Origin of the sequence: Bacillus sp. DX4.1 (assembly GCF_030348195.1) — a bacterium.
Classification (GTDB): domain Bacteria; phylum Bacillota; class Bacilli; order Bacillales; family Bacillaceae_G; genus Bacillus_A.
Map to the genome: position 1 here is coordinate 4,121,441 of NZ_JAUCFT010000008.1, position 22,815 is coordinate 4,144,255.

27 protein-coding genes and 1 pseudogene are annotated in these 22,815 nt (G+C 36.0%); 11 read left to right on the plus strand and 17 right to left on the minus strand.

Annotated features, from left to right (window positions below):
- The first annotated feature begins 12 nt into the window (after positions 1–12).
- Together ytrH and ytrI are read left to right on the plus strand one after the other, a co-directional pair.
- On the plus strand, positions 13–348 hold the full coding sequence (gene ytrH / locus QUF99_RS23960; RefSeq protein WP_289373414.1) for a sporulation membrane protein YtrH: 336 nt from the start codon (positions 13–15) through the stop codon (positions 346–348).
- Positions 345–848 (plus strand): sporulation membrane protein YtrI, encoded by a 504-nt coding sequence (ytrI, locus tag QUF99_RS23965; protein ID WP_289373416.1) that lies wholly within the window; start codon positions 345–347, stop codon positions 846–848. Before ytrH ends, ytrI begins: the two co-directional genes overlap by 4 nt.
- A gap of 21 nt (positions 849–869) precedes the next feature.
- On the opposite strand, the gene QUF99_RS23970 is transcribed toward ytrI, so the two are convergent.
- The gene (locus tag QUF99_RS23970; RefSeq protein WP_289373417.1) at positions 870–1,802 is read right to left on the minus strand and encodes a DHH family phosphoesterase; all 933 of its coding nucleotides are present in this window, start codon (positions 1,800–1,802) and stop codon (positions 870–872) included.
- 224 nt (positions 1,803–2,026) lie between these two features.
- Between QUF99_RS23970 and QUF99_RS23975 the strand changes: the two genes are divergently transcribed.
- Positions 2,027–2,332 carry a YtpI family protein gene (locus tag QUF99_RS23975; protein ID WP_289373419.1) on the plus strand — a complete coding sequence of 102 codons (306 nt, stop codon included), beginning with the start codon at positions 2,027–2,029 and terminating at the stop codon, positions 2,330–2,332.
- A gap of 23 nt (positions 2,333–2,355) precedes the next feature.
- On the opposite strand, the gene QUF99_RS23980 is transcribed toward QUF99_RS23975, so the two are convergent.
- The gene (locus QUF99_RS23980) at positions 2,356–2,616 is read right to left on the minus strand and encodes a DUF3949 domain-containing protein (protein ID WP_289373420.1); all 261 of its coding nucleotides are present in this window, start codon (positions 2,614–2,616) and stop codon (positions 2,356–2,358) included.
- Positions 2,617–3,020: 404 nt separating this feature from the next.
- Complete coding sequence (locus tag QUF99_RS23985; protein ID WP_289373422.1) at positions 3,021–4,334, minus strand: DRTGG domain-containing protein; 1,314 nt, start codon at positions 4,332–4,334, stop codon at positions 3,021–3,023.
- Positions 4,335–4,557: 223 nt separating this feature from the next.
- Between QUF99_RS23985 and QUF99_RS23990 the strand changes: the two genes are divergently transcribed.
- Positions 4,558–4,716: a hypothetical protein gene (locus QUF99_RS23990; protein WP_289373423.1), complete on the plus strand. Its 159-nt coding sequence runs from the start codon at positions 4,558–4,560 to the stop codon at positions 4,714–4,716.
- A 39-nt stretch (positions 4,717–4,755) separates the two neighbouring features.
- On the opposite strand, the gene QUF99_RS23995 is transcribed toward QUF99_RS23990, so the two are convergent.
- A complete protein-coding gene (locus QUF99_RS23995; RefSeq protein WP_289373424.1) occupies positions 4,756–5,439 on the minus strand; it encodes a metal-dependent hydrolase in 684 nt (227 codons plus the stop codon).
- A gap of 149 nt (positions 5,440–5,588) precedes the next feature.
- On the opposite strand from QUF99_RS23995, the gene pepQ reads away from it, so the two are divergent.
- Positions 5,589–6,686 (plus strand): Xaa-Pro dipeptidase, encoded by a 1,098-nt coding sequence (pepQ, locus tag QUF99_RS24000; protein ID WP_289373425.1) that lies wholly within the window; start codon positions 5,589–5,591, stop codon positions 6,684–6,686.
- Positions 6,687–6,765: 79 nt separating this feature from the next.
- The gene (locus QUF99_RS24005) at positions 6,766–7,599 is read left to right on the plus strand and encodes a DUF2785 domain-containing protein (RefSeq protein WP_289373427.1); all 834 of its coding nucleotides are present in this window, start codon (positions 6,766–6,768) and stop codon (positions 7,597–7,599) included.
- 13 nt (positions 7,600–7,612) lie between these two features.
- On the opposite strand, the gene QUF99_RS24010 is transcribed toward QUF99_RS24005, so the two are convergent.
- From QUF99_RS24010 to QUF99_RS24050, 9 genes are all read right to left on the minus strand, one after another.
- On the minus strand, positions 7,613–7,819 hold the full coding sequence (locus QUF99_RS24010; RefSeq protein WP_289373428.1) for a hypothetical protein: 207 nt from the start codon (positions 7,817–7,819) through the stop codon (positions 7,613–7,615).
- Between the two features lie 63 nt (positions 7,820–7,882).
- Positions 7,883–8,902 carry an anti sigma factor C-terminal domain-containing protein gene (locus QUF99_RS24015; RefSeq protein WP_289373429.1) on the minus strand — a complete coding sequence of 340 codons (1,020 nt, stop codon included), beginning with the start codon at positions 8,900–8,902 and terminating at the stop codon, positions 7,883–7,885.
- Complete coding sequence (locus tag QUF99_RS24020) at positions 8,883–9,392, minus strand: RNA polymerase sigma factor (RefSeq protein ID WP_289373430.1); 510 nt, start codon at positions 9,390–9,392, stop codon at positions 8,883–8,885. The genes QUF99_RS24015 and QUF99_RS24020 overlap by 20 nt, the downstream gene beginning before the upstream one ends.
- Before the next feature lie 134 nt (positions 9,393–9,526).
- Entirely contained in the window at positions 9,527–9,871 is a 345-nt protein-coding gene (locus QUF99_RS24025; RefSeq protein WP_289373432.1) for a DUF6176 family protein, read from the minus strand.
- A 3-nt stretch (positions 9,872–9,874) separates the two neighbouring features.
- Entirely contained in the window at positions 9,875–10,669 is a 795-nt protein-coding gene (locus QUF99_RS24030; protein ID WP_289373434.1) for a GNAT family N-acetyltransferase, read from the minus strand.
- Positions 10,666–10,998, minus strand: coding sequence for a cupin domain-containing protein (locus tag QUF99_RS24035; RefSeq protein ID WP_289373436.1), 333 nt, complete (start codon positions 10,996–10,998; stop codon positions 10,666–10,668). Before QUF99_RS24035 ends, QUF99_RS24030 begins: the two co-directional genes overlap by 4 nt.
- Positions 10,999–11,157: 159 nt before the next feature.
- Entirely contained in the window at positions 11,158–11,565 is a 408-nt protein-coding gene (locus QUF99_RS24040; RefSeq protein ID WP_289373437.1) for a hypothetical protein, read from the minus strand.
- Positions 11,566–11,785: 220 nt separating this feature from the next.
- Entirely contained in the window at positions 11,786–12,919 is a 1,134-nt protein-coding gene (gene ald, locus QUF99_RS24045; RefSeq protein WP_289373439.1) for an alanine dehydrogenase, read from the minus strand.
- Positions 12,920–13,353: 434 nt separating this feature from the next.
- Positions 13,354–14,151, minus strand: coding sequence for an SDR family oxidoreductase (locus QUF99_RS24050; RefSeq protein WP_289373441.1), 798 nt, complete (start codon positions 14,149–14,151; stop codon positions 13,354–13,356).
- A gap of 148 nt (positions 14,152–14,299) precedes the next feature.
- On the opposite strand from QUF99_RS24050, the gene QUF99_RS24055 reads away from it, so the two are divergent.
- Complete coding sequence (locus tag QUF99_RS24055; RefSeq protein WP_289373443.1) at positions 14,300–14,758, plus strand: universal stress protein; 459 nt, start codon at positions 14,300–14,302, stop codon at positions 14,756–14,758.
- A gap of 43 nt (positions 14,759–14,801) precedes the next feature.
- Here the strand turns inward: QUF99_RS24055 and QUF99_RS24060 are convergent.
- Positions 14,802–14,999 (minus strand): annotated as a pseudogene (locus tag QUF99_RS24060) (hypothetical protein); the annotation flags it as partial.
- A 128-nt stretch (positions 15,000–15,127) separates the two neighbouring features.
- Here QUF99_RS24060 and QUF99_RS24065 point away from each other — a divergent pair.
- On the plus strand, positions 15,128–15,307 hold the full coding sequence (locus QUF99_RS24065; protein WP_289373445.1) for a ProA domain protein: 180 nt from the start codon (positions 15,128–15,130) through the stop codon (positions 15,305–15,307).
- 557 nt (positions 15,308–15,864) lie between these two features.
- Positions 15,865–16,434: a DinB family protein gene (locus QUF99_RS24070; protein WP_289373446.1), complete on the plus strand. Its 570-nt coding sequence runs from the start codon at positions 15,865–15,867 to the stop codon at positions 16,432–16,434.
- A gap of 337 nt (positions 16,435–16,771) precedes the next feature.
- Here QUF99_RS24070 and argH read toward each other — a convergent pair whose 3' ends face one another.
- Positions 16,772–18,160 (minus strand): argininosuccinate lyase, encoded by a 1,389-nt coding sequence (gene argH / locus QUF99_RS24075; RefSeq protein ID WP_289373448.1) that lies wholly within the window; start codon positions 18,158–18,160, stop codon positions 16,772–16,774.
- A complete protein-coding gene (locus QUF99_RS24080; RefSeq protein ID WP_289373449.1) occupies positions 18,157–19,362 on the minus strand; it encodes an argininosuccinate synthase in 1,206 nt (401 codons plus the stop codon). The genes argH and QUF99_RS24080 overlap by 4 nt, the downstream gene beginning before the upstream one ends.
- 167 nt (positions 19,363–19,529) lie before the next feature.
- On the opposite strand from QUF99_RS24080, the gene QUF99_RS24085 reads away from it, so the two are divergent.
- Both QUF99_RS24085 and QUF99_RS24090 read left to right on the plus strand, forming a co-directional pair.
- Entirely contained in the window at positions 19,530–19,847 is a 318-nt protein-coding gene (locus QUF99_RS24085; RefSeq protein WP_289373450.1) for a radical SAM protein, read from the plus strand.
- 1,387 nt (positions 19,848–21,234) lie between these two features.
- Positions 21,235–21,885: a YitT family protein gene (locus QUF99_RS24090; protein WP_289373451.1), complete on the plus strand. Its 651-nt coding sequence runs from the start codon at positions 21,235–21,237 to the stop codon at positions 21,883–21,885.
- A 32-nt stretch (positions 21,886–21,917) separates the two neighbouring features.
- Here QUF99_RS24090 and QUF99_RS24095 read toward each other — a convergent pair whose 3' ends face one another.
- A complete protein-coding gene (locus QUF99_RS24095; RefSeq protein WP_289373453.1) occupies positions 21,918–22,754 on the minus strand; it encodes an EcsC family protein in 837 nt (278 codons plus the stop codon).
- Positions 22,755–22,815 lie beyond the last annotated feature (61 nt).

Here is a 22,815-nt window from a genome sequence, read left to right on the forward strand (position 1 = left end):
AGGGGAATAATGATGGAGATAAGACAAACTTTTTTCGCTCTTCTCATCACAAGCTACTTTATTGCCTTTGGGGTAATGATTGGTGGTTCTTTAATCGGAGGCATTGGAGCATTCCTTGTTGGAAAACCTCCTCTTACGATGATTAATCAATTCTCACAAAATTTACGAATTTGGGCACTCGTTGCGGCAATCGGCGGAACTTTTGATACATTTTATAGTTTTGAAAGAAGTTTTTTCGAAGGAGATATGAAAGATATTGTTAAACAAGTTTTACTTATTTTATTTGCAACAGGCGGGATGCAAACAGGACTTATTATTATTAAATGGATTACACAGGAGCATGTATGAAAGTTCCAAGTGCTTCTATCGCCAAACGGTGGTATTTGTTCTTGGGCGGCGCTGCTGTTGGAGGGATTTTAAGCTGGATTATTTTCTTGTACATATATGGCGTTTTTCAGGAAGATCAAGCACGTACAATTGGGAAACAAGAAAAAATAATTAATGAACAAGAACAGAGGCTACATGTCCTCCTAGAAGATCGTAATAAATTAAACGAAGAAAATAAGAGCCTTTTAACCATTCAAGAAATTAAAATTGAAATTTCAAATCACGATAAATATGATTTAGACAGTGTTACACTCGAAAATATCATCACTTCTATTCAAGACGACCTCCAGCATCTCGTGACAAAAAATGTGCAGAGCGTAGCAAAAAATAAAGAACTACTAAAGAAAACAATTGAAAATAAAGTATATAAACATTATGACCGAAGCTACCGTTTCAAAATTGAAACGATAGCTTTTGATACTGTACTCGAAATTGGCATCAATATAAAACAAGAAAGGTAGAGCGATGCTCTACCTTTCTTGTCATTTACATATTTCACGTAAGTCAGCAAAAATACGATCCGCTTCTTCCCAAGAAAATGCTTTTGCACCAGAAGCCATCGGATGACCTCCGCCGTTATATTGCATTGCTAACTTATTGATTACTGGCCCTTTTGAACGAAGACGTACACGGATCACATCTTCTTCCTCTAAAAATAGAACCCAAGCTTGTAACCCTTCAATATTTCCAAGCGCTCCAACAACACCAGATGCCTCAGAAGGAAGTACATCAAACTGCTCTAGTACTTCTTTTGTAAGCTTTATATACGCAGCCCCTTCTTCTGTCATCGTAAAGTTTTGTAAAATATATCCATTTAAACGAGCAATTCGTTCTTTCGTCCTATACATTTCATTATATAATGCAGGAAACTCCACACCCATTTCAACAAGCTCAGATGCAAAACGAAGCGTCCTTGCAGATGTGTTTGGGAATAAAAAACGCCCTGTATCTCCAACGATACCTGCTAAAATAAGACGAGCTGATTCTTTCGTTAATGTTAAACCTTTATCTTTTCCGTAAGAATAAAACTCATAAATGAGCTCACTTGTAGAGCTTGATGTCGTATCAACCCACGTAATATCTCCATACGGATCTTCATTTGGATGATGATCGATTTTAATGAGCATCTTCCCTTTCGTATAACGCTGATCACAAACACGTTCTTGATTGGCTGTATCACAAACGATAACAAGAGCATCTTCATACACTTCATCATCGATTTCATCCATCACGCGTAAATAGGATAAAGATGGTTCACTGTATCCAACCATATAAATCTTCTTCTCTGGAAACGATTGCTGTAGCATCGTTCCAAGACCACATTGAGATCCTAACGCATCCGGGTCTGGACGTACGTGACGGTGAATAATAATAGTATCAAACTGTTTAATCGCTGCTAAAATTGGTTCATGCATATGTAATAGTCTCCTTTTAATCGATTTCCACACAATTTATTATTAAAGTCTCACTTTATCCTTCATTATAACGTAAAACGATTTATACAAGGAGACAATTGCTTTATAATAATAGTGTGAAACTTCCGATAATAACTTTTTTCTCTTATCTCCATTCACTTCCTTGCCAACACATAAAACACATTTGGAGATACATTCTATACAAAACGATGGAGGATTATATCATGCCAGTATTAGTCTTTTGTATTATCGTCTCATTTATGTTGTATCTCTTCTATAAAACAAAATATTTTCGTACAAACCGTCCAATGGAAAAAGGATGGCTTTCGGGAAAATCAGCAATGGCACTCGGCCTATTCGTTACATTGTTTGGCGTAAATCAATTTTTCTTAGACCTCTCGACCGCACGTATCATCGTCGGCGTTTTATTTATCTTATTTGGCGGTGCGAGTAGTTTTAATGGATTCCGTCAGTATAAACATTTCTTGCCGCTTGCGGTGAAAGAAGCCGAATCTTACAAAGCAATGTGAGCCATATAAAAAGCATCAGAAATTTATTCTGATGCTTTTTTACGTTCCTTCATTTTCAAAATCATATATGCAACAAATGCAGGAGGGATATTACAAGGGTTTCCCTGCACATGAAAATGTAATTGCTCTTCTTCAAAAGACATATTTTTATAAAGCTCTTTTTGTGAACGTCTCGTTCTTTGCCTTTGTTCATTTAACCCTTCAATATAAAAATATTGAATAGGTATCATAATAAGAAAATAAAACAATGCAATACTACCAAAAAAGAGCCAAGCTGATGACATATTGAACACCATCCTTTTTCTTTTTACACATCAATTATCTGACAATTAAATTATACTATAAATTACCAAACAGAGGGAAGCTTTATAATTTTGATTAATCAAATCAATCCTTTTCTTATGCAACTATTCATTGTCACTCTTGTCGTCATTTGCTTAAGTATATTGATTTCCATATTTACGAAGAAAACTTTCGTAGCCCCTATTATAACCCTCATTTTAAATGGTTTATATGAAATTTGGCATATGAGACATTACGATCCCGACTCCAATATTACCTTCACTTCATGGAATATAATCTTTCCCACAATCTCATTATCATTAGTTGTATTCATGCATTTCTACAAAAAAAGAGCTGAATCAAACTCCCGCTAAAATGGAATTCTACATTCAGCTCTTTCTTATGCTTAACGATCAATTAATTGCACCATTAACAATGCTCTCCCAACAACGTTTCCTTCGTGTTGTACTTCAACATCGACTTTACCAAATTTACGTCCAATTTCTAATACTTTCGGATGCACGGATACAATATTATCAATTTGAACTGGCTTTACAAAATAAATTGTTAAGTTTTCAACAATTAAATCGCTTTTTTTCTGTGCACGAATCACGCGGTTCGTCGCTTCCGTTACAATCGTTGTAAACACACCGTATGATAATGTTCCAATTGAATTCGTCATTTGCGGTGTCACAGAAAATTGATAACTCTGTTCTTGTTTTGCTTCTTTCGGATTTACAAATTGATTCGTCACAATATCATCAATCGTTTCTCCTACTTGTGGTTGACGTTGAATCATTTGCAATGCTTGTAATACGTCTTGACGACTAATAATCCCCTGAAGTTTATTTCCATCTTCGACAACAGGAAGAAGTTCAATCCCTTCCCACACCATCATACGTGCCGCAGCTGCAACTGACATTTTTCCATTTACCGTAATTGGCTGCTTTGTCATTACCTTTTCAATCGGCATTTCTTTTGCTACACCAATCATATCTTTTGAGGTTACAATACCTAGCACCTTATTCGTTTCATCAACAATTGGATAACGCCCATGCATCGTCTCTTCATTATACGCATGCCATTGCGCTACTGTATCGCTAGGCTTTAAACATAAAGTCTCTTCAATCGGTGTTAAAATATCTTCAACGAGTACAATTTCTTTTTTTATAAGTTGATCATAAATTGCACGGTTAATAAGCGTCGCCACCGTGAACGTATCATAGCTACTCGAAATAATCGGCAACTTTAACTCATCTGCTAACCTTTTCACATGTTCCTCTGTATCAAATCCACCTGTAATTAATACAGCAGCTCCTTCTTCTAACGCCAATTGATGTGCTTGCGTACGATTCCCAATGATAAGCAAGTTCCCTGCTTCTGTATAACGCATCATCGCTTCTAACTTCATCGCCCCGATGACAAATTTATTTAGTGTCTTATGTAATCCTTCTCTTCCGCCAAGTACTTGACCGTCAACAATATTGACAACTTCTGCAAAAGTCAGTTTTTCAATATTCTCTTTTTTCTTCTGCTCAATACGTATTGTACCAACCCGTTCAATTGTACTAACATACCCTTTATTCTCCGCATCTTTAATCGCACGGTAAGCTGTCCCTTCACTTACACTCAATTCTTTTGCGATTTGACGCACAGAAATTTTATGCCCTACCGGCAGACTATTGATATATTCTAAAATTTGATTATGTTTGGTAGCCAAATGGTTTCACCATACTTTCTTTTCCCTAAATTCTTCGTGTGTTGTATTTCAGTATACTATATTTTCCAAACTGTTACACTGTATCTTTATATACCTGTACTATTTTTTTTATAACAAAATGACTCTTACAACAGGGTAATGCTATTGTCATCTCATTCGATAGTTTGCCCCTAACTTCAGAGGTACAATAAAGACAAGAAATCAAACAAAGGAGCGATGCGATATGAAAAAGTTTTTAGAAGTTGTAGGTGCAGTATTCTTAGCATTCGTAGACGGAAAAAGAGTTGCAATGGAGTTAAATGAAACACCGGAACAAGAACTACCAAAAACGAAAGAAACACCAAAACAAACACAGACTTTCAAACCTGTACTACACACATAAAAAACCCTTCACTTTGTATCCAAATGAAGGGTTTCTTTTTTATAATGTAATAGCCTCCCCGGCTTCTAACACTTTTCCGGTACTACCTATTAATTTCCCTACAAAAAGATGTGGATCTTGTTCAATAACAGGGAACGTATTATAGTGCATTGGGACAACGACTTTCGCCCCAATCCATTCTGCTGCAAGCACAGCATCTTCTGGTCCCATTGTAAAATTATCACCAATTGGTAAAAATGCCACATCGATTTGATTGAGAGAGCCAATCAGTTTCATATCAGAAAATAACGCCGTATCCCCTGCATGGTACACTGTTTTGTCTTCTGCCGTGAATAAGATTCCTGCTGGCATCCCTGTATATGTAATCGTTTTGTTATCTTCATCAATATAACTAGAACCATGGAATGCTTGTGTAAATTTCACCTTTCCAAAATCAAATACATGTGAACCACCAATGTGCATTGGATGCGTATTTACACCTTGCCATCCTAAAAATGTCGCAAGTTCAAACGGTGCAACAACAACTGCATTATTTTTCTTTGCAAGTGCTACTGTATCGCCGACATGATCGCCATGACCGTGCGATAAAATAATTACATCCACTTTTACCTCTTCAGCTTTTAAATCGGTTTTCGGATTACCTGTCAGAAACGGATCAATTAAAATAACTTTTCCATTCGTTTCAATTTTCACAACTGAATGGCCGTGATAAGATATTTTCATTCTTTACATTCCTCCCTCATTTACATTCACACCTTTTATTCTACATGATTTCATAATTTCCTGTCTTTTCAAATAGCGATTCACTTGTCATAACGCTTTCATCCGATGTAAAGTTATACATGTAACGGAAATCTCGGAGGTGCAAATATATGAATACTAGATTAGAAAAATTAATGCAATGGCTACAAGAAAAAAATGTGGAAGCTGCATTCTTAACTTCTACACCGAACGTCTTCTACATGACGAACTTCCATTGTGAACCACACGAAAGACTACTCGGTCTATTTGTATTCCAAGAAAAAGAACCAATTTTAATCTGCCCTAAAATGGAAGAAGGCCAAGCTCGAAACGCTGGCTGGGCACACGAAATCATTGGATTTACTGATACAGACAAGCCATGGGACATGATTGCGAAAGCAATCGCAGATCGCGGCATTGATGCAAATGCAATTGCAATTGAAAAAGAACATTTAAATGTAGAACGCTATGAAGAATTAACAAAACTATTCCCAAAAGCAGCTTTCAAATCTGCTGAAGAAAAAGTACGCGAACTTCGTTTAATTAAAGATGAAAAAGAACTTTCTATTTTACGTCAGGCCGCTTACATGGCAGACTTTGCTGTTGAAATTGGTGTAAATGCCATCGAGGAAAACCGCAGTGAATTAGAAGTTTTAGCAATTATCGAGCATGAGTTAAAGAAAAAAGGCATACATAAAATGTCCTTTGACACAATGGTATTAACAGGCGCAAATTCTGCACTACCACACGGTATACCAGGTGGAAACAAAATGCAGCGCGGCGACTTTGTACTGTTTGACTTAGGGGTAATTATTGATGGTTACTGTTCTGACATTACACGTACAGTTGCGTTTGGCGATATTTCAGAAGAACAAACTCGCATTTATAACACTGTACTCGCAGGACAATTACAAGCAATTGAAACATGTAAACCAGGCGTTACATTTGGTGAAATCGACCGTGCTGCTCGCTCTGTTATCGCAGATGCAGGTTACGGCGAATTCTTCCCACACCGCCTTGGTCATGGACTCGGCATTAGCGTACACGAATATCCAGATGTAAAAGAAGGCAACCAATCTCCATTAAAAGAAGGAATGGTCTTCACAATCGAACCAGGCATTTACGTACCAAATGTCGGTGGTGTTCGTATTGAAGATGATATTTACGTAACAAAAGACGGCGTGGAAATTTTAACAAAATTCCCGAAAGAATTACAATTTGTGAAATAAGAAAGAAGGTAGCTTTATCGCTACCTTTCTGTTTTTAAATAACTGAATTTTCTTATACCTTATCAAAAGGAGGCAGACTATGAAACAACTCCAGCAACAATTAGAAGAATTACGCGCGAATCATTACGCTATAGATTCCGCTATAGACATTGATAATTTAAGTTCGAACATGCTACAACATATCGGTGCATCCGATGGTTATTTACGAGACAAATTAATCTATACGACCTTTTGGCATCTAATAGCAAACGACCATATTGCACACATGCAATTACAGCAATTATTATCCCAAAGTGTAAGCAAACAATATTTATTTTACAAAATTCACACAGACGATACGGACGCTGTATTTACTCGATCATTTACAACACTATTAATTGCTTTAATTCTAAATGCTGATACAAAGCATAACTTCTTAGCACAGTCTGACATATTAGAAGTGAAAGACAAATTAGTTTTATACATGAACCAAGAACATGATTTCCGTGGATATGTTAACGATCGAGGCTGGGCTCATAGCATCGCTCATGTCTCCGATACATTCGATGAACTAGTGAAAAATCCGAAACTTGAAGCCTCCTATTATCCTGAAATACTACAAACCTTGTTAGCAAAAGTAAATGTACATACAATCTATTACAAATATGAAGAAGATGAACGAATTGTCTATCCTATCGTCGCTATGTTACAAAATGGTTTAGATGAAAAAGAACTCATTACATCGCTTCATTCCTTAGTACATCAAATGCAAGTTCAAAAAACAGAATTATCTATTGTGCCTTATGAAACGTTATATGGAAATGTAAAATCGTTCTTACGAAGCTTGTTCTTTAGATTAAGAGCCTTATCCATATGTGAAGAAGCGGAGAAACAAATTGAAATATTATTAAAAGAGTTAAACAGATACTACTAAAAAAGAAGGCCACTCAAAAAGTGCCTTCTTCCATCTCACTAATACTCAATTGAAACTTTACAATCCAAACTGAGAAAAGGTGTACAAAAATCGCAATTGCCATACAAGCCCCATTCAAAAAGGTTAAAATCGGGTGCGAGTATGAATGTCCTAAACAATAAGATGCTCCAACAAAAAACATCGTTATGTATATGTAGACTGCCCCATGTATTTGCTTCATATTGGCCCCCTTTCTCCATATTATAACATGAATTATCTAACTATTCTCATTAATCAGTGATAGTCACTGTTTCTCAACCGTTACACCTCTTACAGCTGCCTTTATATATGGAGCCCCTTGCAACTGTTGTAATTCCTCTGTCTTTCCTGTTACGACTACGCCGTAGATTGGTAGGTCTTTTGGTGGAGTATTCTTTATTTCTTTATAGTATTTATCAAAATAATCATTTGGTATGCCCTCACTATTCTCCGCTAAATACTTCATTTGATACAGAAATTCTTTTGAGTTTCTTGTTAGATCATTTTTAATATTTTCTTGTACTTTTGCATAACTTCCTTCAAACCCAAATACATTTATAGCCATTTCGGCATTTAATACTGCACCACTCTTAGGATCTTTTAATCCTACATAAGTATCAGCCTTTTTGTCATTATATGTATCAGCCCAAAACCAAACAGGTTGTATATCTTTTGGCAACATCTCCACAACTTGCTCAGCTGTATATGCTTTATCAAAAGATAACCCTACTTCCGCAACTTTATTTTGTAACTCTCCAATGTTATTTAAATCATTCACATAATTTTTATATGTAACAAACGGTAAATAAAATCTCATTTCCCTTTGCATTGTTTGGACATTATAATCTGGTAACGTAACAGCCTCTCCCTCTTTATTGACTTCTTCCTCATCTAATCTAACAAGATCGCCATTATAGTGCTTCATCCTATAATTCCATAAACCTGATTCATACATCTCATCTACCCATTTTACTGGCTGTCCCTCTATATTTTTATAAGAACTATACATAACTGTTCGCCCTGACATACCATTACTTAAAGAAAGTGTACCACTAAAACGTATATTAGGCCCTTGAACCATATGTAATGCATTCACTTCTCTTTCCATTCTTTCAAAAGTTTGTTGAGAAAAATATGTTGTTCCTAAAAATAGGCCTACTATAACTACAACAGAGGAACAAATAGAGATAATCCAGTTTCGCAAAAGCTGTTTCCGCTTCGCTCTCTTCATCAAAGCCTTCATCTGCTTCTTATCCATATCAAGCTCAAAGTCCTTCCGACTCATCATTTTTCCTCCTATACAATTTCTTAAATTGATTTCGTGCTCGGTACAAACTTGTTTTCACTGTTTCTTCTTTCATACTTAACAAAACGGCGATTTCTTTATAAGAGAGCTCATACTCATATTTCAGCAATAACATATGCCGATAATCTTCTGTCATCGTCTCTAATATTTCTTGTACTTCTCCTTGAAACTCGCTTGTCAAAAGGACTTCTTCTAATGATTTTTGACCGATCAAGACCACCGATTCAATTGCAACTGGATTTAATCGTTTTTCTTTTCGATATAAATCGCGGTGTAGATTAATCGCAACGCGGAATAACCACGGTGTTAATCGCTCTAACGGTATTTCCTCCATGAGCAGAAGAGCTTTATACAACGTATCTTGTACAATATCTTCTGCTTCTTTTTTTCCGACGCCAATCTTAATTAAGTATCTATACACAGCTTTTGACTTTTCTATTAATAATGATTCAAACGTATCATGGCTCATTCTGCTCTCCCTTCTATATACTCAACGTTTGAGAGCTTGAAATGTATACAACTTTTCCAAAAAAATTTCCGCAAACAAAAAAGCCCATCCATTTTGATGCGCTCTGTTCATTACATGTAAAGAATACTATTCTATTATTTCATCGCTTCTTTAACAACATCTTGAATCATTACAACCTCTGTTTTCATATCAACAGCAGGTGTTTCCCCATCAATACATTCATACCAAAACTCTAAATGCTTCTTATCAATTTCATGCTGAGAATTTTCGACATCCATCCCGCCTTCTCCTTGAACAGAGTACCAATATAGATACTCTTCTCCATCTTTTATTTCCCGGAAAATTGTCTCTACATACATTTTCTCGTCGTTTAGTGTCAAAAGTACTTCTTTCATATGATCATTTAGAAGCTTCATCCATTCATCAACACGGTGACTTTTTCCTGGCTTCACTTTGAATCTTGTTAATTCCACATTCATATTTTATCCCTCTACCTTCTTACGTACATATAAAACGTATTCCACTGGATGATCAAACCCTAGTTTACTAGCCAATTTTTGCGAAGGAATGTTATCCATATTACAATCCCAGCATGGCGTAATATTATTTTGTATGCAATGTTCTATGAAATAAGTTGCAACTAACCGCGCTAGCCCTTTTCCTTGATGGTCTGGATGTGTTGCGATATCAATTTCAGCAAAATGATTACTTTTAAAAATAGAGGCACATTCAGCCACTACCTTTTGATCTTGCACAATACAAAATCCAAAACCATGATTCAAAAATTCCTCTTTTCCCCCCCAATATTCTTTATAATACTGATCCGTAAATTCAGTACTTATTTCTATTACGTTCTTATCCATACTCATTACCTTGTATGTAGAATCATCTAATTCTCTTTTTCTATCTTCAAAGATATCCCTCTGAAACAGGAATGTTTTTCGAGGGATTTTCCTAAAAGAATCATTGAAATGATTTTCAATAATAGTCTCCCAATCTATGCTAGAAACAAATAATGTGAATCGTTTCTCTTTTGTTAACACGGCCTTTTGGATATACAAAAACAAAGCGTGCTGAAAATCCTGATCATGAGTATCTCCAAACAAATAATAAATCCCATTAGCAGTCGCAATCATTCCTGCTGTTACTCTCTCATTTACAAAAATCTCACCATCTATCATTTGATCGCATACCGCATAGGCAAAAGTGGTTGTCTGTTTGTTCTCTTCTAAAACCGGAAGAATCGTATAATATTCTGCTAAAGCTAACCTTCTCATACATTCTCCACAATAACCGTATCTGCCTCTAAGTCTTCAAAACAAAGATTCACAGTGCGCTTAATTGCCCTTGTTCGGTGAATGGTACCTGCCGGAATTAAAATTGAATCATTCGGTTTTAATACAGCTGGATCTCGGTCTCGAAAATCGATAAGTAATTCTCCCTCTAATACGATAAATAATTCATCCGAATTAGAATGAAAGTGCCAATCATATTCCCCTGTAAAAACCGCAATCCGTAAACAATGGCTATTCACATTTGATACAACAAAATTTTTATGTTGTTCTGTAATATCTTTTGTGAGTTCTAATAGGTTTACTTTTTCCATCTTTATCCCCACCCCTTAATTCATTTACTACTTCCGTGCACTCTTTCAGCGACGTTCTATTCCATTCTAATGCTCTCGTTTTTTACAAATCTATTTTTATTGGTGACAGCTTCCATCATTCTGAATAATGGAATATTTCAAAATAAATCACTTTCAGTTTTAATCTCCACCACCTCCACAATCTCCTCCATCACTTGAACTACTACAGTCGTTACTGCTGTAGTCCATAAATCCGCTTGAAGAATAAGAAGAACCTTTTTTTCTCTTTGAACTCCCTTCATCCCTTCCTGACGACAGTAATTCTACAAACACTAGAACATATAAGGCAATTGCTATTAATATAAAAACAACGATCATCATTATATGTAAAGAAACAGATGGAACCTCCAAATTCCCTAAATAAACAAAGATACAGATCCCAGTAACAAAATAAATAATGCTCGCTGCATCTATAAGACCATTTACAAGTTTAGATCTGGGCTTCTTTTTTACTACAATGTTGCCATTTTTATCGGAACCCGTATAACCTTGTTTCTTTCGCTTTTTCCGGTTACTCTTTCTCCCCATCAAATCCCCCCTTCTAATACACATATTTTCTATATAATTCCAAACTATCATAAAAAGAATCGCATTAACAAGAGAAAATATGCACACCAAATGATAAGATTCCAGTAATATATCCCCGCTACCTATAATTTCTTTCATTTAAACTGCACAATATGTTTTCTAATATTTAAATAACAAAAAAGACCCTCCTTATACAAGGAAGGTCTCATAATCATTTCTATTATGATAAAGCAGGAGCTTTTTCAAGAAGCTCTTTCGCATCAGCGTATTGTAATCCGTGTGCTTCTGCAACTGCTTCGAATGTTACATAGCCGTCTAATGTATTAATACCTTTTAATAATGCAGAGTTGCTTAAGCAAGCTTGTTTGTAGCCTTTGTTTGCAATTTGTACTGCATACGGCACTGTTACGTTCGTTAATGCAAGAGTTGATGTACGTGGAACTGCACCAGGCATGTTTGCAACTGCATAATGAACAACGCCATGTTTTTCATAAGTTGGGTTATCATGAGTTGTAATGCGATCAGTTGTTTCAAAGATACCACCTTGGTCAATCGCAATATCTACTACAACAGAACCCGGTTCCATCGATTGAATCATTTCTGTTGTTACCAGTTTTGGCGCTTTTGCACCTGGAATTAATACTGCACCAATGACAAGATCAGATTCTTTTACAGCTTGTGCAATGTTGTATGGATTAGACATTAACGTTTTTACTTGGTTGCCAAAAATGTCATCTAATTGACGAAGACGTTCTGCACTTAAGTCGATAATCGTTACGTCAGCACCTAAACCTACTGCGATTTTCGCTGCATTTGTACCAGCTTGGCCACCGCCGATAATTGTTACTTTTCCGCGTTTTACCCCTGGAACACCTGCAAGTAAAATACCTTTGCCGCCTTTATTTTTTTCAAGGAATTGTGCACCAATTTGCGCAGACATACGACCAGCTACTTCACTCATAGGTGCAAGTAGTGGTAAAGAACGATTGTCTAATTGTACCGTTTCATAAGCGATTGATACTACTTTATTATCAATTAATGCTTTTGTTAATTCTGGTTCTGGAGCTAAATGTAAGTATGTGAATAAAATTAAACCTTCACGGAAATAACCATATTCGCTTTCTACTGGCTCTTTTACCTTCATAACCATATCTTGATTCCATGCTTCTTCAGCAGTTTCAACAAGTTTTGCTCCAGCTTGTACGTATTCTTCATCTGTAAAGCCAGATCCTAAACCTGCACCCTTTTGAACAAAAACTTCATGACCATTGTGTACTAAATGTACAGCACCGGCTGGCGTCATTGCCACACGGTTTTCATTGTTTTTAATTTCTGTTGGAATACCGATACGCATTACTAATTCCCCCTTGAGTTATAAAATGACCCCTGAATCATAGTTTTTAAAGCGCTTTCGCTACTCTTATATTTTAACATAAAATTTCAATATTTGACAAAAATAATGCAAGTTTTCCGATAGAATTTACCTCGCATTAACGAACAATAATATCCCCCTCTCAAGATGAAAAAAAGAAAAGAAACTAGATGGGGGATACACTGTCCGTAGAAACCCAATTGGTTCGCCCCACTCACTTTATCTATATAAATCCATTTTGATTTTTGACATATAAGCTGCGGCTATGGATAACAAAAGGTGACCTGCACTCGTTTTCTCTCTTTGTTTTCACTGTGTCTAGGCAGGAAAAGGATCTGACCGCTTCTATGCATGAACGGATGCTCTCTCCCACCTAAAAAGAAGGGTTTTATGTCGTTTTTTTAATTTGTATTTATCTATTTTTGTCGATAACGATGAATAACATCAACTGCCCCTGTTACTTCTATAATTGTGCCTGTAATCATATCCGAATCTTCTTCGCATAGAAACGAAATTGTTCGCGCAATATCTTCACCTGTTCCAGACCTACCAATCGGCGTTTTGTCATCTTTTATCATCCGGGCCGTTTGAATAGTAGCTTCTTTCATTTCACCAATAATATCTCCTGGACAAACCATATTCACTGTAATACCATTTTCCGCTTCTTCATAAGCAACTGTCTTTGTTAACGAAACAAGTCCTACCTTCGCGGCTGCAAATGCTGATCGATACATCCATCCAGGCGCACTATCTGCCCCTTGAAATCCATAATTGATAATACGGCCAAAATGCTGTCTCCTCATAACAGGAACGACGAGCTTTAATAAACGGAATACGGCTGTTAGGTTTCCTTGTATCATTTCATCCCATTCATCTTCTTCGTAATCAATTAACTTTTTTCGTTCAAATACATAAGGCCCTGCATTATTAATTAAAAAATCGATTTTGCCAAATCGGCCGATTGCTTCTTCTACTATTTTATGTAAATCTTCTTTTTTCGTGACATCCGCTTGGACAAATTGCAGCCGTTCTTCTATATGTTTATATTTTTCTCGCATTTTTTCTACAGCTTTTACATCGCTGTGATATGTTACGGTCACTGAATATCCTTTAGCCAATAATTTCTCTGTTACTTGCTTTCCTAAACCTTTCGTACCGGCTGTAATGAGCGCGTGTCTCACAAACATGCCTCCTTTTAAATTGCTATACTTCATATGTAACAAGTTCTTACTACAATTACAACTAAAAAGAATTGAAACAGACTTTTCAAAATTCTGTAACGTTTCTGGTAAGCACGTTACCATATTTTGTTTTATAATTAAGTTGTAAAGGGTTATAAAAACAAATTGGGAGGAATCTACAATGAATAATACATATACAAATATTTTAATTGCAGTGGACGGTTCCAAAGAAGCAGAAAAAGCATTTAAAAAAGCCATTCAAGTTGCAAAGCGTAACGATGCAACACTAACAATCGCTCATATCGTTGATGTAAAAGCATACTCTGCAGTAGAGGCATACAGCCGTGCGATTGCTGAGCGTGCAAATCTATTCGCAGAAGATTTATTAGAAGACTACAAAAAAACTGCAACTGAAGCTGGTCTTGAAAAAGTAGAAACTGTATTAGAATTTGGTAATCCAAAATCTAAAATCTCAAAAGAAATTGCTCCAAATCATAAAGTGGATTTAATTATGTGTGGTGCGACTGGTTTAAATGCTGTAGAACGTTTCTTAATCGGTAGCGTCTCTGAGCATATTATTCGCTATGCGAAATGCGATGTCCTTGTTGTACGCGGTGAAGAAGAACAAGGTAATCTTTAATAGATAACGAAAACACCAAGTCCGTATAAGATTTGGTGTTTTTTTATTTTACATATTTCCCAATAAACATAAGACATGCTATGACGACTATGACAATCGCATACAAATATGGAGGTAGAAACTTGAGCGACCAGAATCCCATCATAAGCGTAGCTACCACCAAATATGTCTACTTAGCATCCTCCGTCATTTTCTTTCGAAGCAAAAGCACATAGATGTAGCCAATTGGCAGAGTTATAAAATGAATATGCCTCACCATTCCCCCTTCCCTTTTATTCCAACAATTACATCAACATACATAATTTAGAATACTAAGGGTAGAATATATCTGTTTGGTTACATTAATAAAAAAGAAACGAGGGATAATGTATGGGAGATCATGAACGTATTATTTTGGATGTAAGTGAAAAAGAAATCGAAATGCTCGATACAATTTGCTCGCACTTCAAAGAAAGACATGGTGTTGAAGTAAGTCATGGGGCTCTTTTGCGTGATTTAATGGATATTGAGTATATTCGTATTACAGAGGATAGGCACAAGTATGAATAATGAAAAAGTGTACAGTTGCAGTTTATTAAGACCGAACTGTTAATAACACGTGAATGACCCCCTCTTAACACTCTTACGAGTTGTTTGAAGAAGGGGCTTCCTGTTTCATAGAGCGTTGCTGCTTGGGAGTAACCCAAGCACAGTCTTACATACTCTCCACAGGCGTCGTTTATACTGTTTGGACACAACCTTGCCCTACAGTTTCAGTTGTTCTCACAAGTAATTGTTCTAACCCTTTCCCCAAAATATTTAGACTCACATTATGATCCCTGTCTAATACCGTTCCACACTTTGCACAAATATGTTCCAGGCTTTTATTTTACCCCGTATTAACGGGCAGTAAGACCCCAAGCCTATCAAACTTAGATTTTCAAGCATACTATCTTATATGAACTAGAGTTGTTCCAACATATATCCCTCTTCCGAAACACGGAATAGTTACAATAATGATATAATTAGGAAAAATAAAACGAATACATAAATTCACCTCATCACTAGAACGTCACTTGTCACATGCTTGAAGATTTAGTGTGTAATAGAATGGAGGATTCTGATAAATGAAATCTGAAAGTATATCAAAACATTTTCACGCATTACATCAGCAAAGATGTCAATTTCTCCCTAAAATACAATTGCTGTCACAAGAAAAGCTATGGTATCGAAAAGAAGATGGAAAATGGTCTATTGGAGAGCATTTATATCACTTATATTTAATTTTAAGAATGCTTAAAGTCGCGACTAAATTTTCTTTAGTCCTTATTCCATATGCCAAAATGAAAAGAAATACGCTCTTTACAACTGAAATACATGACATTTATGCAGAATTTAAAGAAAAAAACGGAAGAGGGATGAAAGCCCCTTGGATTTTAGTACCCTCAAAAAAGATACGCCATTCTATGGATGGGAAAGAATTAGAGCGTTTGCTGTTGAACGAGACAAATGAAATAAAAGCATTAGTTAAAAATATAGAAGAAGATATTGCGGGACACATTGTGTTTTTAGATCCGATAGCCAAGTATCCTAACCTAATTCAGGCAATTCAACTTTTAGCGATACATGAGAAACATCATTTTATAATCATTGAAAATAATTATAAAATGATGCATGAATATAGTATAGAAATCTAAAAGTACTGCCATACATTTTATAATAAACTGTTCTCTCTAAAATATTTTATACATAGTAGATAAGAAGTCTATTATGCATAAAAAAAGAGGATACATGCTCTTGGATTGAACATAATATCCTCTAATAATTATTAAGTATATATAAATACAAATTAAAAAACCGACATAAAACCCTTCTTTTTAGGTGGGAGAGAGCATCCGGCCATGAATAGAAGCGGTCAGATCCTTTTCCTGCCCCATGCCAAGTGAAAACAAAGAGAGAAAACGAGCGCAGGTCACCTTTTGTTATCCATAGCCGCGGCTATATGTCGAAAAATCAAAATGAATTTATATAGATTTAGCTCTTTACAGTTTCTCCTACTATCATTTTCGCTTTTTCCAAAGCTTTTTCTATTTGAGAAAATCCTGTTCCCCCTGCACTATTACGACGCTTCACAGCTGCATAAGGCGAAAGAACTTCATATAAATCTTCTTCAAATAATGGGCTCATATCTTGATACGTTGCTAATGGTAAGTCTAGTAAATAGATTCCTTTTTCAATACAATGAAGAACAAGTTTCCCTACAATTTCATGCGCTTGTCGAAACGGCAGTCCCTTGCTTGCTAAATAATCAGCAATTTCCGTTGCATTTGAAAAGTCTTGCTTCACGGCTTGACCCATTTTTTCTTTATTTACGGTCATTGTTTCCAGCATACCAGCCATAATGTGTAAGCAGCCTTCTACCGTCTTCACCGTATCAAACATTCCTTCTTTATCCTCTTGTAAATCTTTATTATAAGCGAGTGGCAATCCTTTCATTACCGTTAACAAACTAAATAAATTGCCGTATACTCTCCCTGTTTTACCACGGATGAGTTCTGCCATATCAGGATTTTTCTTTTGTGGCATAATGCTACTTCCAGTCGCATAGCGATCGCTCATTTCAATAAACTGAAACTCTTGACTACTCCATAAAATAAGTTCTTCACAAAAGCGAGATAAGTGCATCATTAATATAGAAGAATTACTAAGAAATTCCAATATGAAATCACGATCACTAACCGCATCTAAACTATTTTCATAGATTCCCTCAAAATCAAGAAGCTCTGCACTATATGCACGGTCAATCGGAAAGGTTGTCCCTGCCAGTGCCCCTGCACCAAGTGGAGAAATATTGATTCGTTTCAATGAATCTTCATAACGATTCACATCTCGCTCTAGCATCCAAAAGTATGCCAACAAATGATGGCCAAAAGAGATTGGCTGTGCACGCTGCAAATGTGTATATCCTGGCATAATGGTTTCAATATGCTCCTCAGCCTGGTGGACAAAGACCACTTGCAATTGTTTGGCAGCTTTTATGATATCCTGCACTTTATTGCGCAAGTATAAATGCATATCCGTCGCAACTTGATCGTTACGACTTCTTCCCGTATGAAGTTTACCACCTACTTCACCAATTTGTTCAATTAACATTTTTTCAATGTTTAAATGAATGTCCTCAGCTTCCACAGAAAAAGTTAACTTATTGTCTTTTGCTTTTGCCAGCAAATGTTGTAAACCTTCTTTAATTTTTTCCGCCTCTTCAGTTGTAACAATACCGCATTTCGCAAGCATCGTTACATGCGCAATACTTCCTCGTATATCTTCAAGTACTAATTGTTGGTCAAAGGAGATGGATGCCCCAAACTCCTCGACCCACTCCTCTGCTTTTTCTGTAAAACGGCCGCCCCAAAGCTTGCTCACACTTCCACCTTCTTTTGATTCACTTGACTATATACTTTTGTCGGAAGACCAAATAAAGAAATAAAGCCAACTGCCGCATCGTGGTTAAATTCATCATCTACTGTATATGTTGCTAATTTTTCATCGTATAGAGAGTATTCTGATTTACGACCTTCTACGATTGCATGACCTTTAAACAATTTCACACGTACTGTACCTGTTACGGATTTTTGTGTTTCTTGTAAAAAAGCAACAAGTGCTGGTTTTAAAGGTGAGAACCATAAACCGTTATAAATTAACTCTGTTAATTTTTGCCCAATCATTGGTTTAAAGTGAGCTACTTCTTTTACAAGCGTTAAATCTTCTAACTCTTTATGTGCTGTAAGTAACGTCATTGCCGCTGGGCATTCATATACTTCACGTGATTTAATACCGACAAGACGGTTTTCTACATGGTCAATACGTCCTACGCCATGTTTTCCAGCAAGAGAATTTAACGTTTTAATTAATTCTGAAAATGAATAAGTAGTACCATTTAATGTTGTTGGTACGCCTGCTTCAAATCCAATCTCCACAAACTCTGGTTTATTTGGTGTATCTTCTAATGCTAATGTCATTTCATATGCTTCTTCTGGCGGCGCTGCCCACGGATCTTCTAAAATACCACATTCATTGCTGCGTCCCCATAAGTTTTGGTCGATGGAAAACGGGCTATCTAAATTGATTGGGATTGGTATATCATTTTCTTTTGCATACGCAATCTCTTCTTCACGAGACCACTTCCACTCACGTACCGGAGCAATCACTTCTAAATACGGATTTAATGCTTGAATTGACACTTCAAAACGAACTTGATCATTTCCTTTTCCCGTACATCCATGTGCTACCGCACTTGCTCCTTCGAGTTCTGCAATTTCTACTAGTTTTTTCGCAATTAACGGGCGAGATAATGCAGAAACAAGTGGATATTTACCTTCATATAACGTGTGGCCTTGTAACGCCATCAATGCATATTCATTCGCAAACTCTTCTTGAACATCAATCATATAAGATTTGCTAGCACCTACTGAAAGTGCTTTTTCTTTAACAAACCCTAAATCTTTTCCTTCCCCTAAATCCAAACAAAGTGCAATAACATCGTATTCTTTCTCTTGTAACCATTTAATTGCAACGGAAGTATCAAGACCTCCGGAATAAGCTAACACAACTTTTTTCTTCTCCATTTTATATCCCCCTAAAGAATAAATATTCATTGTTATTAATATTAATTCAAACTTTACCATCTTTTACAAAATGAATCAAGGGATATTAGCAAATATTTTTTTAAATAATTCCGTCGAACTTCTTTCTTTTTTTCGGTACAATGGAAAAAGGAAATGGAGGTATGTATATGGAACACTATTTCACATATGATGCACATCTAGAGATTGAAGTCCCTGAATTACAAGAAGACTGGGAAGAAATCCCTAAAAATACACAACATGCCATTTTATTAAAGTGGGAACAAATTCGTGGAAAAATACCTGATCGTATAAAAGATCTTGAGCATAGTATTAATCAAAAACAATATAAATTAAATAACGAAGAAAACTTTGAAATTTCCTGTAGACTCAATTCAGAAATTGCTGACCTCGCCTCCATTATTAACGATTTATGGCTTTGGTATCGTCTCACTCAAAATATATCTGATGGGAAGGCACATCAATAAGGTGAAACCTTGATTAGTGAGGCATTACTGACCGTTAATGCAGGATAAAATACATCATATTCGCTTTCTTTATTGAAAAAAAGTCAAACAAAAAGCATCTACATATAGATGCTTTTTTGATAATAATTCCAGCCTTTTTCATATAGATCTAATAAATTCGGTTCATTCAAACGGTTATCAGGTAATTCAATGGTTTTCTCATCCATTGTAATTGTTTCATCTTCACCTTTCCCAAATTAAAATAAGGATGGAATTATTTCTTCTGATAAAGTGAAACTTTTATCAGTGGGGGTTTTCTTCATCCCCCACTGATAATTAGTTGAACCAATCGGGCTTTTACGGGCAGTTATCCCCCACCTATCTTCTTTGTTTCTCTCTGAATCTTGAGGTGGGGGTCTTACTGCCCGTTAATGCGGGATAAATATTCGGTATCTACAGATAGCTTTATATTGTTCATTTCTACACGAGATTTTCATCTATTTTCACCAAGCCTTCACGTATATTTTTATTTATTTCATATAATAAATAAAAGAGCTTTAACTACAAAATCCTATTTTGAAGGGAACATATATAGCATGAAACCTTTGTTCATTATTATCCTAACTTTTCTTAGTGTCATTAGCTGGGATGCCTTTTTTAAAGACAAAACGAAAAAGAACGAAAATCATCATCAAAAGGATTAATTCGGTCCTGATATCCCTTAAAATTCGACCTTCCTTTCACTTCTGTTGTTTATAAACGGTTATCGTCCAACTATTAGATGAGGTCCTATCGCCCCTTAAATTGTGATAAATAAGGTTATATTACAAAAGTAAAAGAAACTAAAAACCACACCCTATCAAACTGCAAATTATGTAGGTTTTTCTTCAGTTATTGTCGACTTCCATCAACATACATTTTCAGAAAGTATGATATAATAGTATAAAATCTTTATAGAAAGGATTTAGATATCATGATCGCTCGAAGGAGCATGTGGCATCGAATTGACGAATCTTACACGTAGCGTGTTTTTCAGCTTAGATACTTTTGTCTAGCGAAAAAAATACGAGAGTGGGGAAATTATGATTGCCCGAAGGATAATTTGGCAAAAAAAAGACTCTTCTTACACATAGCGTTTTGTTTAGGTTGTTATATACTCGCTAAGCTAAGCAAAACAAGGAAGAGAGCAGGATTGCTAAATGACAAATCCTACTCCAAGTTTTGTTTAGTCTACTTTAAGCCTAAACTAAAACGAAAGTAGGGAGAATTGATGGACGAGAGGATAATTCGTTATTTCTTCAGTGATATATAGCGTAGTTAGGCGTATATGAACTAACTAGCTGCTATGTAGGCGTAGTTAGTTTATAAAAGAGCAATGAGCTACTAACTACGGAAAGAAGGAATAACGATGAGGAACATCCAAAGTCGACAATTTATTAAAGAAATTTTTATGGTTTTAATCGGTTCATTTATTTTATCTGCAACGCTATATCACATTCATTTTCAAAACCACTTAACAGAAGGTGGCTTTGTAGGAATCGCGTTATTTATACAAAACTTTTTTGATATTTCACCGTCCATTTCAACTGTTTTAATGGATATTCCAGTCATTTTACTATGTGCTACATTTTTAGGTAAAAAAATGGTCGGTTATTCATTTATGGGTTCGATTTCATTTGGAGTATTTTATTCTTTAATGGAAAACTATTCTCCTTTCACGGTGGATTTATCCAATAATTTATTTGTAGCCGCAGTAGTAGGCGGAGCGTTAGCTGGTATTGGACTCGGTTTTATATTGCGATTCGGTGGTGCAACTGGCGGAGACGACATTTTAACGATTGTGTTGAGTAACAAAACACGATTTACAGTTGGTCAAATTTTCTTCGCCCTTGACGCGATTGTCATTGCACTTTCATTATATTATTTAACATGGACAGAAATTGCCTTTACAATTCTTTCAATTGCCATTCAAGCAAAAGCGTTGGATTTGATCTATTATCCAAGAGCAGAAAAAGAAACAGTATCTATTCCAATGTCCAAAAAACATGCAACAAACTAAAAAAAGCGAAAGGCTCCGGCCTCTCGCTTTTTTCATGCTTTTTCCTTTTCTAATATGTAACGTACTTGATAAAATCGATTTGCAAATTCCGTTACATTACGTGTTAAGCGGTAATTCACCGTGGATCCAATCGCGATCCCCAATACTGGAATCCCTTGAAATAACTTACGACGCAGTGCATAAATTGAAAATGTCTTCATAATTTGTTTTAACACAACTTGTACAGAAGCTGGGTTTAATACTTCTTCGTCTCCTTCATAAAAGAACGGTGCTGCCTCTTCTTGTTCTAGCTCCTGAAGCAAATTATACCAAGCATATTGCTGTAACCGTGCCGGCAATAACGCTGCATGGAATACCTTTAATGCAAGCATCATTTCATACGGCTTATTTACATCATGACCAAATGATGTCGCAATGAGCTGAACGGCTTTCACATTTAGCCCGATCATCACTGGGAAATCTGCGGTTAATAATAACATGCCACCGACTCCTGTTGCACCGCCCTGTACAAAGGAATAAAGACGATGTCGTGCTGTCTGCTGCTCTGCTATGTATGTTAATTGGTCGATTGATAATGAATTCATATCCTCCATTTGCTCAATGGAGTCATCAAATAACCGTGCCGTTCCTAAAATACGATTGCGTGCATCAAGCTGTGACTGCGAGCTTTGAATAAATGCATGGAGATGGAATAACCATCCATCTGCTTTCATCATAAAATCGCTGCGCTTTTTCTCCGGCAATTTGGCAAATGTAACATGTAACCATTTATCAAACATCTTTTGAAAATCGGTAGACTCTTGCTCCAACAATTGCTGTTCCCAATATTTAATATCTTGTAAAATGGCTTGTTCTCGCTTCGATAGCATCGTAACAACCACCTCGCTCAATTTTTTCATATTGTAACATATTTCCGCTATTTCTTCACAA